Annotated in this window: 12 protein-coding genes; 7 read left to right on the top strand and 5 right to left on the bottom strand. The window is 61.2% G+C overall.

The window, feature by feature from the left end; all coding sequences use genetic code 11:
• Positions 1-109 precede the first annotated feature (109 nt).
• Entirely contained in the window at positions 110-1,228 is a 1,119-nt protein-coding gene (gene zapE, locus EIY72_RS10560; protein WP_093223943.1) for a cell division protein ZapE, read from the top strand.
• 137 nt (positions 1,229-1,365) lie between these two features.
• Positions 1,366-2,679 (top strand): leucine-rich repeat-containing protein kinase family protein, encoded by a 1,314-nt coding sequence (locus EIY72_RS10555; protein ID WP_093223945.1) that lies wholly within the window; start codon positions 1,366-1,368, stop codon positions 2,677-2,679.
• 132 nt (positions 2,680-2,811) lie between these two features.
• Here EIY72_RS10555 and EIY72_RS10550 read toward each other — a convergent pair whose 3' ends face one another.
• Positions 2,812-3,516 carry a YebC/PmpR family DNA-binding transcriptional regulator gene (locus EIY72_RS10550; protein WP_093223947.1) on the bottom strand — a complete coding sequence of 235 codons (705 nt, stop codon included), beginning with the start codon at positions 3,514-3,516 and terminating at the stop codon, positions 2,812-2,814.
• Between the two features lie 221 nt (positions 3,517-3,737).
• Here EIY72_RS10550 and EIY72_RS10545 point away from each other — a divergent pair, with 221 nt between their 5' ends.
• Complete coding sequence (locus tag EIY72_RS10545; protein ID WP_093223949.1) at positions 3,738-5,156, top strand: type VI secretion system Vgr family protein; 1,419 nt, start codon at positions 3,738-3,740, stop codon at positions 5,154-5,156.
• Between the two features lie 3 nt (positions 5,157-5,159).
• Here EIY72_RS10545 and EIY72_RS10540 read toward each other — a convergent pair whose 3' ends face one another.
• Both EIY72_RS10540 and EIY72_RS10535 read right to left on the bottom strand, forming a co-directional pair.
• Entirely contained in the window at positions 5,160-6,551 is a 1,392-nt protein-coding gene (locus EIY72_RS10540) for an FAD-dependent oxidoreductase (protein ID WP_093223951.1), read from the bottom strand.
• A gap of 69 nt (positions 6,552-6,620) precedes the next feature.
• Complete coding sequence (locus tag EIY72_RS10535; RefSeq protein ID WP_093223953.1) at positions 6,621-7,946, bottom strand: MFS transporter; 1,326 nt, start codon at positions 7,944-7,946, stop codon at positions 6,621-6,623.
• Positions 7,947-8,213: 267 nt separating this feature from the next.
• On the opposite strand from EIY72_RS10535, the gene EIY72_RS10530 reads away from it, so the two are divergent.
• On the top strand, positions 8,214-9,086 hold the full coding sequence (locus EIY72_RS10530; protein ID WP_093223955.1) for a LysR family transcriptional regulator: 873 nt from the start codon (positions 8,214-8,216) through the stop codon (positions 9,084-9,086).
• Between the two features lie 121 nt (positions 9,087-9,207).
• On the opposite strand, the gene EIY72_RS10525 is transcribed toward EIY72_RS10530, so the two are convergent.
• On the bottom strand, positions 9,208-10,071 hold the full coding sequence (locus EIY72_RS10525) for a LysR substrate-binding domain-containing protein (RefSeq protein WP_093223957.1): 864 nt from the start codon (positions 10,069-10,071) through the stop codon (positions 9,208-9,210).
• A gap of 109 nt (positions 10,072-10,180) precedes the next feature.
• On the opposite strand from EIY72_RS10525, the gene EIY72_RS10520 reads away from it, so the two are divergent.
• From EIY72_RS10520 to EIY72_RS10510, 3 genes are all read left to right on the top strand, one after another.
• Positions 10,181-11,290 (top strand): 2-aminoethylphosphonate--pyruvate transaminase, encoded by a 1,110-nt coding sequence (locus EIY72_RS10520; RefSeq protein ID WP_093223959.1) that lies wholly within the window; start codon positions 10,181-10,183, stop codon positions 11,288-11,290.
• A gap of 150 nt (positions 11,291-11,440) precedes the next feature.
• Positions 11,441-12,268, top strand: a complete 828-nt coding sequence (phnX, locus tag EIY72_RS10515; protein ID WP_093223961.1) for a phosphonoacetaldehyde hydrolase — start codon at positions 11,441-11,443, stop codon at positions 12,266-12,268.
• Between the two features lie 258 nt (positions 12,269-12,526).
• Positions 12,527-13,084, top strand: coding sequence for a cytochrome b (locus tag EIY72_RS10510; RefSeq protein ID WP_093223963.1), 558 nt, complete (start codon positions 12,527-12,529; stop codon positions 13,082-13,084).
• On the opposite strand, the gene EIY72_RS10505 is transcribed toward EIY72_RS10510, so the two are convergent.
• Positions 13,081-14,001 carry a 1-aminocyclopropane-1-carboxylate deaminase/D-cysteine desulfhydrase gene (locus tag EIY72_RS10505; RefSeq protein WP_093223965.1) on the bottom strand — a complete coding sequence of 307 codons (921 nt, stop codon included), beginning with the start codon at positions 13,999-14,001 and terminating at the stop codon, positions 13,081-13,083. The genes EIY72_RS10510 and EIY72_RS10505 overlap by 4 nt on opposite strands.
• Positions 14,002-14,059 lie beyond the last annotated feature (58 nt).

Raw genomic sequence — 14,059 nt, 5'->3', positions numbered from 1 at the left:
TTTTGCGTCCAACTTCTCTCGACACGACTGGATGGCAAATCCCCGCTCTGGTTACACTAAGCCGCCTCCGCTCACAGAGCCTGCCTGCCAATCAACGGGTGACATCACAGTGGCCGTCCGACCGCCCAAACGTCTGCGATTTGCGCCGCGCTGGCAGGCTTTGCGACGCCTGTTCGGCAAGACGGCGACGGCACCGACGAACGGTCGCATCATCCACGACTACTTTCGCCACAAGGCCCACACCCAGGGTTACACCCTGAGCCACAGTCAACAGCGTGTGATCGACTGCATGGCCCAACACGCTGCGGCTCTGCTGGGTGGCCCGGTGAAATCGCTCCCTGGCCTTTACCTGCATGGTGCAGTCGGGCGTGGCAAGAGCTGGTTGCTCGACGGCTTCTTCCAGGCCATTCCCTTCGCCGAAAAACAACGCCTGCACTTCCACGAATTCTTCACGCGCCTGCATCACGGCATGTTCACCCATCGGCAACAGCCTGACGCGCTGAAGACCACCCTGGATGAACTGCTCGATGGTTGCCGGGTGCTGTGTTTCGACGAGTTCCATGTGCACGACATCGGTGATGCCATGCTCATCACCCGGTTGTTCAAAGCCCTGTTTCAGCGAGGCATTGTGCTGCTGGTCACTTCCAACTACCCCCCGGAGGGTCTGCTGCCCAACCCGCTGTACCACGCCCGCTTCAGACCGGTGATCGATTTGATCAACGCGCGCATGCAGGTCATGGAAGTCGGCGGGCCTCATGATTATCGAAGCCAGGTCAGGATTCACGCACAGCAGCTATTTACCCAGGGTCAATACATCTGGCCAGCCAGCACCGCACAGCGTCAGACCTTGAACCTGCCCGGGCGCGACGCGCCTGCCGTTTTCATCGAGGTGGGCACTCGGCAATTCCAGGCGCGCTGGTACCAGGCAACCCGTATCGGTTTCACCTTTGCCGACTTATGCGACCAGCCCACCGCGGTGATGGATTATCTGGAGCTGTGTCGCCGTTTCGATCAGTGGGTCATCGATGACCTGCCGCTGCTGCGCGAGTGCAGCAGCGCCGCCCAACAGCGCTTCATCAACCTGGTGGACGTGCTGTACGACCAGGACAAGCACCTGACCTTGTTGGGCCAGCACTCCTTAAGGGAAAGCCTGAGCGGCGACGCCATCGATCTGGCGCGCACGCGCAGTCGGCTGGGGCAGTTGGTGGAAGTACGCGAACCCGATTGACGGTTTTTGCCTGGATCGCCTGGCCCTTTGGCGAGCAGGCTGGCGCCCAGCCTGACCGCCGCCACCGCTTTCCCGCTATCATGTCGCCCATTTGCGCAGCAATGCGCCTGTCACCTGATCAATAGCGAATCCTGTTCATGCATACCCTTGCTCAATTGCGCGCCGGCGAGTTGTCGGGCATCACGCGGCTGGATCTGGTCGAAGGCCTGACCGAGTTTCCCCGGGAAATCTTCGACCTGGCGGATTCGCTGGAAATCCTCAACCTCAGTGGCAATGCCTTGAGCGCGCTGCCGGAGGATCTGCATCGGCTGACGCGCCTGCGCGTGCTGTTCTGCTCCGACAACCGCTTCACCGAGCTGCCGACCTGCCTGGGCCAGTGCGCAGCGTTGACGATGATCGGGTTCAAGGCCAACCGCATCCGCCAGGTGCCCGGCGCGGCACTGCCACCGCTGCTGCGTTGGCTGATCCTGACCGATAACTGCATCGAGACGCTGCCTGGCGAGTTGGGCGAACGTCCGTACCTGCAAAAGCTCATGCTTGCCGGTAACCGCTTGCAGGTGCTACCGGAATCGCTGCGTCACTGTCATCGACTGGAATTGATCCGCATTGCCGCCAACCGGATGACCGAGTTGCCGCAGTGGTTGCTGGCCCTGCCGAGCCTGACCTGGTTGGCCTACGCCGGTAATCCGCTGGAAACCGAAGCCGACGCCAGCGCCCTTGAGGCCACGCCACGCATCGAGTGGTCGACCTTGCAGCTTGAGCACAAGCTAGGCGAAGGTGCGTCCGGGGTGATCCATCAAGCCGCCTGGCAAACGCCCGAGCAGCCGGCCATGCCGGTGGCGGTGAAGCTCTACAAAGGTGAAATGACCAGCGACGGCTCACCGCTGCATGAAATGAACGCGTGCATCACCGCAGGGCTGCACCCGAACCTGATCCGCGTCGAAGGGCGCATCGTCGATCACCCGCAACAAGCGGCGGGACTGGTCATGCAACTGATCCCGACGAGTTACCGCAACCTCGCCGCCTTGCCGAGCCTGGCGTCTTGCAGTCGCGATATTTATCCAGACGAACTGCGCTTCAGCGCATCGGTGGCACTGCGCATTGCCTCGGGTATCGCCTCGGTGGCCGAACACCTGCATGGCCATGGCATCACCCACGGTGACCTGTATGGGCACAACATCCTGTGGAATCAGCAAGGTGATTGTTTGCTGGGAGACTTTGGCGCCGCTTCGTTCCACGCCATTTCCGACAGCCCCGAAAGCCGTGCGTTGCAGCGCATCGAGGTGCGGGCGTTCGGGGTTTTGCTGGGGGAATTGCTGGCGCGTATCGACTCGGGACTGAGTGATGCGCAGCGAAAAGTACTGGAGGAACTGGAACAGGATTGCTGTCAGCCGCAGGTGCTGGCGCGTCCTGGGTTTGACGAAGTACTGGAGCGACTGAAAAACCTGTGACCGCTGTGCGGTCAATCGCGAGCATGCTCGCTCCTACAGGTTTTATGGGATCCCTGTGGGAGCGAGCTTGCTCCGGGCGGCGTTCCGACGATGACGGCCTGTCAGGCAACAGCACCGTCATTGACCCGCTGCTTAGCCCGCCAGACCGACGAACATGTCCTGCACGTCATCGTGGTTATCGAGGCCTTCCAGGAACGCCTCGACTTCGGCCATCTGCTCGTCGCTCAGGCCGCTGACCGGGTTCTTCGGCTGGTAACCCAGTTTTGCCGACAACACGGTGAAGCCTTGTTCCGGCAGGGCTTTCTGCACGGCGTCGAGGTCAGTCGGTTCGGTCAGGAACAGGGTCGCGCCGTCTTCACCCGGTTCGAAATCCTGGGCGCCAGCTTCGATGGCGGCCACTTCCGGATCAGCGTCCGGGCTGTCCGGCGAGGCTTCGATCATGCCGACGTGATTGAAGTCCCAGGACACCGAGCCGGAGGCGCCCAGTTGCCCCTTGCGGAAGGCAACGCGAATTTCGGCAACGGTGCGGTTGATGTTGTCGGTCACGCACTCAACGATCAACGGCACCTGGTGCGGTGCAAAACCTTCGTAGGTCACGCGATGATACTGCACGGTCTCGCCCAGCAGACCTGCGCCTTTCTTGATGGCGCGATCCAGGGTTTCCTTGGGCATCGAAGCTTTCTTGGCCTGTTCGACCACCAGACGCAGGTGCGCGTTGGTGGCAGTATCAGCGCCGTTGCGCGCAGCAATGGTGATTTCCTTCACCAGTTTGCCGAAGATCTTGCCCTTGGCGTTGGCTGCCGCTTCTTTGTGTTTAACCTTCCACTGTGCGCCCATTACTCACTCTCTTGTCTGTGCTGTGGCGCCGAGACATCTATTGGCCGACGCTTTGTGCAAGTTTATACGGCCTAAAGTTGGCAATCGACCAAAAATTCTGCCTTGCATCGACAACTTCACCACAGCGTGTAGGACGATTCGGAAATGCCGAGTTGCGCTGCCCCGAATGGGCTGCGGTTTCGTACTCTGCTTGCCCGTCATTCAAGGCAGCGAGCCGTTCTATGCACAACGACAAGGAAAGTCCCTTTAACCTGCGATTGCTCGACAATGACTTGAGCTTGCAGGTCGTTCGGTTCAGCGGCCGCGAAGGCCTGAATCAGCCTTATTGCTTTGATATCAATGTCATCGGTCTGGCGCCCGCCATCGATGTCGAGTGTTTGCTGGGCCGGCCGGTTTTCCTCGAAACGGGGGCGAATTCGGGGATTCATGGTGTCGTGCAGAATGTCAGCCTCGAATCTCGTGGCATCAACCGAATCGCCTACACACTGGCATTGGTACCCCGCCTGCAAGCCTTGAATCAACAACACCAGCGACGCATTTTCCAGCAACAGAGCGTGCCCATGATCCTGCGCCAGCTGCTCGACGAGCAGGACTGGCCCGCCGACAGTTACCGCTTCGAATTGACCACCGGTCACTATCCCGTGCGCCCGTTTTGCATCCAGTACGAAGAAAGTTCTTTGGGTCTGTTTCAACGACTGTGTGAAGAAGAAGGCATCCACTATCACTTCGAACACCAACGCAATGGTCACGTACTGGTGTTGGCTGATGACAGCCTGAGATTCTCCCCGGAGCCGCTGCTGATGCCCTTTCGCACAGAGAACGCGCAGTCCACGGAGCTGATGGTCAGCGAGTTGTACCAGCGCCATGTCGCGCCGTCGTTGGCGGCTCGGCAAGATGTGCCAAGCCCCGTTGCATTCAACGGCGATGACGCTGCGGCCAATCACGCGTTTGTCGCTTCGGCGCAGACGCTCAATCGCGGCACTGATGAGCAACGGTACCGCGATCAACGCAGTCGTCGTCACCTGGAACGCCTGCGCTGCCGACACCTGCAGGTCCAGGGCCAGAGCAATCATCGTGCGCTACACAGTGGCTGCATCATGCAATTGGCAGAACATCCGTTATCCCACTTCAACGATCAATGGCTGGTGATTGAGGCGACACATGAAGGAAGTCAGCCGTCGATTCTCGCCGACGACCCGGCCGCCATGGCCTCAAGCTATAACAACCGTTTCACTGCTGTCCCTTGGTCGACCGTCTTCAGGCCCGCCCTCGAGCAATCAAGGCCGAGCATCCCCGGCTATCAGCCTGCACGCGTGTGCGGGGTCCCCGGGCAAGCAGCGCGCATGGATGATCGCGGTCGAATAGCCGTCACACTCTGGCCGAACGAGCCAACAGCACCCGTAGAAACGCCAGGCCTCTGGCTGAACATCGCGCTCGCGACCCTCGATGCCCCTGCCCGACGGCCCTTGGCCGGGAGCGACGTGCTGGTCAGCTTTCTCGACAGCGACCCGGATCGCCCGGTGATTTGTGCTGTCATGCCGACTTGCGAAGAACCTCGCCCTGTCCCCCCGCGCGAACGCCCCGGCGATACGCGCCTGCTGCTCGACTGGCTGGTGAACCGGGCAGGCCCTGCGTCTTGACGTTCAGCCCTTGTCGGCCTTGCCGGCTGCCGCAGCGAACTTCGCCAGGCGCACGTCCAGATGGCGAGGACGATGGCCATGATCTTCGGCGCGCTCCTTGCGGCGTATGGCGTTGCGTACCATCAACGAGCCGAGGTAACGGATCGGCTCCGGCGGGAAAAACCCCAGCGGCCCGTTGATCAGCGGCGAACGGGTCCAGGGGTTGTCCAGACCCAGCACCATCGAAGCGAGAATCTGCCCGCCCATGTGGCACGGTCCGACGCCACTACCGGAATAGCCAAAACCGTAGAACACATTGCCGCTGGCGCTCATCTGCCCGAAAAACGGCAGCCCGGTCACCGAACGGTCCGAGGGGCCGTTCCAGGTGGCGTCGATCTTGACGTCGGCAAAGGCCGGGAAAAAATCCGTCAGGCTGCTGCGCAACAATCCCGCATAAGGCGACGGCTGATCAAACACCGGCAGCATCCGCCCGCCATAGGCAAAGGTATTGCCGCCCTTGCCAAGCATGATCCGGCCGTCCGGGGTGTTGTGGTAGTAGTGCACGAAAATCCGTGAATCGAGCACCGTGACGCCGCTGGTCAAACCGATTTCATTGAGCAAATCCGGTCGCGGTTCGGTGATCGCCATGTCGCTGGACACGATCGCCACACTGCGCTCGAACTGGGGAAACGCACGGGCCATCCAGGCGTTCATCGCCAACACCACCCGGTCGGCCCGTACGGTGCCATTAGCGGTTTGAATTCCTGCCGGCTTACCGTCCTCAAGCCCGGTCATTGCCGTGTTTTCATGGATTTTCACCCCCAATTGCAGCGCCACGCGGCGTAAACCACGCACCAGCTTGCCCGGCTGAACACTAGCGGCGGCCGGTGAAAACCAGCCTTCCAGATGCTTGGCCGAACCGGCCATGCGCTGAACGTCGGCCACCGGACGCTGGCTGAACGAATTGATGCCATGACGTTCCAGTGCGGCAATCACCGCATCAGTCGAGCCGACCTGGGCACGGTTGGTGGCGGTATAGAGCGTACCGTCGAGCCGGTAATCGGCATCCACTGCGTAGCGCTGGCAGAACTCACCGATGGCGTGAATGCTGCGCTCGGATTCCTTGACCAGACGCACCGCCTCCTCGACGCCGAACAAGCGCTCCAGGGTGAAATACTTGGCCGACCACGACAACGCACAGCCACCGTTGCGCCCACTGGCGCCGGCGCCACAAATGTCCGCTTCGATCAGCACCACGTCCAGCTCCGGGTTCTGCTCCTTGAGCATGATCGCGGTCCACAACCCCGTGTAACCGCCGCCGACGATGCACACGTCGGCGCGACAGTCGCCCTCCAGTGGCGCACAGGTTTGCGAGGTATCGGCCTTCAAGGCCTGGTCCAGCCAAAAGGGTCTCATGGGTCAATCTCCAGTCAGTCGCCCACACGTCAGCCTGCCGCTTGTGCAGCAGGCGACGCGGGACAGGATTCAGGTACGCAGCGGTTTGACGTTCATCGCCCGATTGGGCACGAAGGGATAGTGGGTACGCAGGCCACCCGGGCGACTGTTCCAGTGCGGGATCAGCACCAGTGCCGAGAACAGCGCGCAACCGGCGAAGATGATGAATACGGTGACCGAGTCGAAGTAGCCCGGCAGCAAGCCGCCCAGCACCGCGCCGACCGAGCCGCAACCGTTGACGAAGCCCGCCGCCGTTGCCCCGGCCTTGGCCTTGCCGAAATCGATCGCTGCCGCGCCACTGATCATCGAGTCCGGTCCGTACAGGGTCAGACCCATGACAAACAGCAGCGCCACCACCAGAACCACACTGCCGGTGTGCAACGCACCCATGAATAGTGCCAGGGTCACGGTCAGCGCCAACAGACTGAGCACGCAGGCCGGCATGCGTCGGGCGCCGAACAATTTGTCAGAAGCCAGGCCGATCATGATCGGGCCGAGCAAACCGGCCAGTTCAAACGAGGTCGGAATGATCGCTGCACCGACCTTGCCCACTGAGGGCATCTGCTCGAAAACAATCACCGGTCCCCACAACAGGATCGCGTAGCGCGCCGGTTTCAACATGAAGTACGCCAGCCCCAAAATCAGCACGGTGCGGTTGCGCAGGATCTCCTTCAGCGGTTCCAGGACGCTGATCTTGCTTTGTGCATGCGCCTCTTCGGCGGTCAGTTCCGGCTCCGGTTCTACGGCCGGCAGACCGACGTCTTCCGGCTTGTTGCGTTGAAAAATAAAAAACAGCACGGCGACCAGCCCAACCACCGCCGCACTGGAAACGAACGCCGCATGCCAGGTGCCATACAGCGTGTAGGCGAACCAGCCGGCAAAGGGTGATGCCACCAGGCCGCCAAAGGCGTAGCAGGAACTCCACAACCCCAGCACGCGCCCGCGCTGTTCGGCGGGAAAGAAACTGCCGAGGTTCTTGCACAGCCCGGACCAGCCCGTGGACTGCGCCAGGCCTTGAATCATCATGCAGGTGGCGAAAATCGGCAGTGTCGCGAAGTTGCCCATCACCAGCGCCGCGCCGGCGGAAATCAGCAACCCGCCGAGGACCACGACCCGTGGGCCGAAACGATCGGCAAGCATGCCCCAGGTGAATTGCCCAATGGCGTAAGCCGTCAGGTAGATGGCATCGAGGTTGGCCATGGCCATCTTGTCGAGCATGAAGGTCGGGTCTTCGGCGATGCCCAACTTGGCCACCGAAAAAGCTTTGCGGGTGAAATAGAAAGCAGCGTAGGCAATCCAGGTGATCAGGAAGATCTGCATGCGCCAACGCTTGATGGTGCCGATGTGCTTGTTCATTGTGGTTCTGACCTCAGGGTGTGAGTGTGCCGGCAGAATTGTGGGAAAACGCCTGTTTTTTTATTGTTGAGCACTGCGATATCGCCCTGTCCTTGTGGGGGATACCGGTCAGATGAGTCCTGTGTTGCACGCCCAGGCTCATGGCACCCGCTGCTGTTCGACTGACCAGTCAGCGGGGCTGAGGTGGATCAAATCAATTACTGATTAATAAGTGAAATCGATTTATCGTATTTCCAATATAAGGTCAGCTTGTTACTGGAGATTCGCATGTCGGTGTCCCACGCTCAGCTCAAAGCCTTCCACGCGGTGGCCGTGCATGGCAGCTTCACCAAGGCCGGCGAACGCCTGTTCCTGACCCAGCCGGCGATTTCCGACCAGGTGCGCAAGCTCGAAGAACGCTATGGCGTGCTGTTGTTTCATCGCAACAAACGTTCCGTTCGCCTGACCGACCTGGGCGAACGCCTGCTCAGCGTGACCCAGCGCCTGTTCGTGATCGAAGCCGAAGCCCAGGAGTTGCTTCAGGATTCCCAGGCCTTGCAAACCGGCAGCCTGATCCTCGCGGTGGATGCGCCGGTCCATGTCCTGCCACAGATTGCACGGTTCTGTGAACGCTACCCAGGCATCAGCGTGAAGATCGAAACCGGCAACACCGACGAGTCGTTGTTCCGACTGTTCAACTATCAAGCCGACCTGGCGTTGCTGGGCCGCGAAGTCAGTGATGAACGGCTGATCTCATTGCCTTTGCGCAACGATCCGATGGTCGCCTTCGTATCACGCCATCACCCGTGGGCCGATCGTGAATCCATCACCCTCGCCGACCTCGATGATACGCCGCTGGTGCTGCGGGAAATCGGCTCGGTGACGAGGCAAACCCTTGAGGAAGAAATGGCCGGCGCCGGGTTTCGCATTCGCCCGGCGATTCAGGTCGAAGGCCGCGAGGCGGCGCGGGAGGCGGTGGTGGTGGGCATCGGCATAGGCGTGGTGTCGGCGGCCGAGTTTGGTGCCGACTCGCGGGTGTGCGCGTTGCCGATTACCGATTGCAAGCGGCGGCTGACAGAGACCCTGGTGTGCCTGCGCGAGCAGAGTTCGCGGCGAGTGGTAGCGACTTTTCTTGAGATGGTGCGCGAGAGTCTGGTGTAGGCAGGTCCGGCCTCTTCGCGAGCAATCTCGCTCCCACAATTGATCGGTGTCATTCGACAACTTTCTATTCGACGCAGATCCAGTGTGGGAGCGAGCTTGCTCGCGAAGGCCGCACCTCGGTCTACCGTTCTGGCGCCAAGCCAAAAAACGCCTGGATCAAACGCAGATCCCGGCGCCGCTCCATGCAGCCGATCATGTGCCGGTTGACCAGGCCCTCGCCGATGATTGGCACCGCTGCCACCCGTGGATCGTGGCTGACCTCCACCGACGAGACCACACCCACACCCAACTCGGCAGCCACGGCTTCGGTCACCGCCTCACGACTGTCCAGCTCGAGCAACACCCGCGGCTGCACTTTGGCCTGGGCACAGGCCTCATCAAACGTACGTCGAGTGATCGAACTCGGCTCGCGCAATACCATGATCACCTGGTCCAGGTCCTTGAGCTGCACCCCCTTGGTCTTTTGCGCCCACGGATGCCCTTCAGGCACCAAGGCACAGATCCGCGATTCGCTGAGCGCCTGCAGATGCAGGCCCTTGCGCGGCTCAACTTCGGTCAGCACCGCCACGTCAGCATGCTCCGAGAGCAGCGCCGCCAGGGTTTCCTGCGCGTTGCCCAGGCGCAGATTGACCGTGATTCCCGGGTAACGCGCCCTGAGGCTCGCCAGCATCGGCATGACCATGTGCGGTCCGTCGGCCGCCACCTCCAGTCGTCCGGTGAGCAATTGCCGGTTGGCCTCCAGCATTACCTGCGCTTCTTCGGCCAGGCCGAACATGGCGCGGGTGATCGCCGCCAGCTTGGTGCCCTCCTCGGTCAGTTCCACCCGTCGGGCGGTGCGACGCAACAGGGTGATCTGGTAGTGCTCCTCCAACGCCTTGATGTGCCCGGTGACCGCCGGCTGGCTGATGAACAACCGCGCCGCCGCCCGGGTAAAACTGCCTTCCCGGGCCACGGCATCAAAGGCGCGCAGCTGAAACAGATTCATGAATAAGCCCTGCTGATGGTTGGCATAACAATAAACAATTTGATTGATAACTCGGCAAATTGCAATTTAAGCCCCGTAGCTTCATCCCATCGATTACGAGGACACGTGAATGAGTATTGCCGAACCTATCCTGCTCACCCCCGGCCCGTTGACCACTTCGGCCCGCACCCGTCAGGCAATGATGGTGGACTGGGGCTCGTGGGATGACCGCTTCAATCAACTGACCGCCAGCCTTTGCGAACAACTGCTGGCAATCATCAACGGCGCCGACAGCCATCACTGCGTCCCCTTGCAAGGCAGCGGCACCTTCGCCGTCGAAGCCGCCATCGGCACCCTGGTGCCACGCGACGGCAAGGTCCTGGTGCTGATCAACGGCGCCTACGGCAAACGCCTGGCAAAAATCTGCGAAGTGCTCGGCCGCTCCTTCAGCACCTTCGAAACCGCTGAAGACGAACCGACCACCGCCGCCGACGTCGACCGTCTGTTGCGAGCTGACACCGGCATCACCCACGTCGCGCTGATCCACTGCGAAACCAGCACCGGCATCCTCAACCCTCTGCCGGAAATCGCCCAAGTGGTTGCCGGGCACGGCAAACGGCTGATCATCGACGCCATGAGCTCGTTCGGTGCATTGCCGGTAGACGCGCAACAGGTGCCGTTCGACGCACTCATCGCCGCCTCGGGCAAATGCCTGGAAGGTGTACCGGGCATGGGCTTCGTCTTTGCCCGCAAGGAATCCCTGGCCAGCGCCGCCGGCAACTCGCACTCGCTGGCGATGGACCTGCAGGATCAGCACGCCTACATGGCCAAGACCGGCCAGTGGCGCTTCACTCCGCCGACCCATGTGGTCGCGGCGCTGCACGAGGCCCTGCTGCAATACAACGAAGAAGGCGGCTTGCCGGCGCGAAATGCGCGTTACTCCGCCAACTGCCAGGCGCTGATGGAAGAGATGTGCAAACTGGGCCTGCGCAGCTTCCTGCCGGCCGCGATCCAGGCCCCGATCATCGCCACTTTCCACGCACCGAAAGATCCGCGTTACCAGTTCAAGGAGTTCTACGAGCGGGTCAAGGCCAAGGGTTACATCCTCTACCCGGGCAAGCTGACCCAGGTCGAAACCTTCCGCGTCGGTTGCATCGGCCACGTGCAGCCGGCCGAAATGCGTGAAGCCGTCGCGACCATCGGCGAAGTGCTGCGCGAGATGGAAGTGCTCGACATTTAAGCCACACCCCACATTCCCCCTGTAGGAGCGAGCCTGCTCGCGATGGACGTCAACGATAACGCGGGGTACCTGACAGCCCTCGCCGTCCATGCCTCCTTCGCGAGCAAGCTCGCTCCTACAAAAACTACTTATTACAGGACACAAATCACCATGAACTACACCAACCCAACTCAGCTGCAAGCCGCCATCCTTGACTGGGCCGGCACCGTCGTCGACTTCGGCTCGTTCGCCCCGACCCAGATTTTCGTCGAAGCCTTCGCCGAGTTCGACGTGCAGGTGTCCATCGAAGAAGCCCGTGGCCCGATGGGCATGGGCAAGTGGGATCACATCCGCACCCTGTGCGATCAGCCGGAAGTCGCCGAGCGCTATCGCGCCGTGTTCGGCCGTACGCCGACCGATGACGACGTGACCGCGATCTACCAGCGTTTCATGCCGTTGCAGATCGAAAAGATCGCCGAGCACTCGGCGCTGATTCCCGGCGCTCTGGACACCATCGCCAACCTGCGCCAGCAAGGCATCAAGATCGGCTCCTGCTCCGGCTACCCGAAACAGGTCATGGATAAAGTCGTCGAACTGGCCGCCACCAATGGCTATGTTGCCGATCACGTGGTCGCCACCGACGAAGTACCCAACGGTCGCCCATGGCCCGCTCAGGCCCTGGCCAACGTCATCGCCCTGGGCATCGACGACGTCGCCGCCTGCGTGAAGATCGACGACACCGTACCGGGCATCCTCGAAGGTCGCCGTGCCGGCATGTGGACCGTCGCACTGATCTGCTCGGGCAACGCGCTGGGCCTGGACTACGAAGGCTATCGTGCGCTGGCCAGCGACAAACTCGACAGCGAGCGCAAGCGCATCCATGCCCTGTTCGAAGGTTCGCGCCCGCATTACATGATCGACACCATCACCGACCTGCCGCAGGTGATTGCCGACATCAACAAACGCCTGGCCAAAGGCGAGATGCCACAGTCGAGCTGATAAAAACGCACGCCCTTCTGTGGGAGCGAGCTTGCTCGCGATGACTTTCTGACATTCAGTACACATGTTGAATCTCACATCGTCATCGTCGGAACACCGCCAGGAGCAGGCTCGCACTCACAATGTTTCTGTCTATTTCCTGAATCAGCGCCATCCGCCACCCTCAGCGCCGGGCAAATCCGGCGAAACCGGATTACAGTTAAAGCATCCCGTCGAACAAGAACGGGCGCTTCAAACCGGACCTCTGAGGAACACCGTATGCCGTGGAAAAACTCCGATTCGCGCTACAGCACCGTGTCGATAGCGCTGCATTGGCTGATGCTGGTCCTGCTGGCCCTGGTCTACGCCGCCATCGAATTGCGTGGAATTTTCCCCAAAGGCAGTGGCGGGCGCACGCTGATCGTCGAATCACACTTCATGCTCGGTCTGACCGTGTTCGTACTGGTCTGGATACGTCTCTTCGCCCGCAGCCTCGGCCCGGCACCGCAAATTTTTCCTGCTTCGCCTCATTGGCAAACGACCCTGGCCAAAGTGATGCACTGGGCGCTGTACCTGTTCATGATCGCGATGCCGATGCTCGGCTGGATGGTTACCAGTGCCAAAGGCAACCAAGTGATGTTCTATGGTTTCGACCTGCCGATGCCGCTGGCCGAGAACAAGGATCTGGCCCGGCGCCTGCAGGGTTGGCACGTGCTCGGCGGCACCATCGGCTACTGGTTGATTGGCCTGCACGCAATCGCCGGCCTGTATCACCACTATGTGGTGGGCGATAACACCCTGCTGCGGATGATGCCCAAACGCATGACTCGCCCTTAGGAGCACAAGCCCCGTCGACCCTGCATGCCGCCGGTGTGGACGAAGATCAGCCGACTTCCCGAGGCGAACCGTCCTGCCACGACTTGTTGTTTGAGCGCCAGCAGTGCTTTACCGGTGTACAGCGGCTCGAGGGGAACAGCGCCGGCCTGCTCGGTCTGTTCGATGAATTCCAGCAACAACGGATCGACCTTGGCAAACCCGCCGCGACTCGCGTTCACCAGTTCATACAACGGATTGGCTAAACGTGCTTCCTGCACAATGCGCTCGACCTGCTGCGCCACGCCATGATCGTCAGGCACCGCCAGCGCACCATAAACCGGATGCTCACCGGCTTCGGCCAGCACCAGCCCCGCCAGGGTCGTTCCGGTTCCGCAGGCGAGCCACCAGCCGTCATGATCACGCCAGCCCAAACCCGCCAGTTGTTCGCGAACCGTTGATATCAATGGCATGCAGCCACGCGCCCCCGGCAGTCCCCCGCCACCTTCCGGCACCGGATGAAATCCCGGATAGCGTGCCTGCCAAGGCTCCCAGAAACCGGCTTCGTTACGCGCCCGATAACCGCCATATCCCAGCCAATGCAGTTCCATGCCGAGCGCCTGCAAATCCTCGACCGTGGGCGTTGCTTGTCGATGCCCCCGCAACAGGCCGACCGTGGCAAAACCGAAGCGCTTGCCGGCTGCCGCCAGCGCATGCAGGTGATTGGAATGCGCCCCGCCCAGGCTGATGATGCCTTCGGCGCCTGCCAGGTCGGCGGCTTTCAGGTGTTCAACGAGTTTGAACCACTTGTTGCCGCTGATCAGCGGATCGATCTGGTCCAGACGCAGGATGGCGACTTCGACTCCGGCGTGTTCGAGCCAGTCGAGTTGCAGGCGTTCGAGGGGGGCTTGGGGGAGCCAGTTCACGGGGGGAGAAAGCATCGATGCCGGCTCAGGGTAAAGAGCCGACATCTTAACAGTGCTTGTGGCGAGGGAGCTT

It is taken from the genome of Pseudomonas vancouverensis, assembly GCF_004348895.1.
In the GTDB taxonomy this organism is placed as follows: Bacteria; Pseudomonadota; Gammaproteobacteria; order Pseudomonadales; family Pseudomonadaceae; genus Aquipseudomonas; species Aquipseudomonas vancouverensis.
This window is presented reverse-complemented; position numbering and strand designations above follow the sequence as displayed.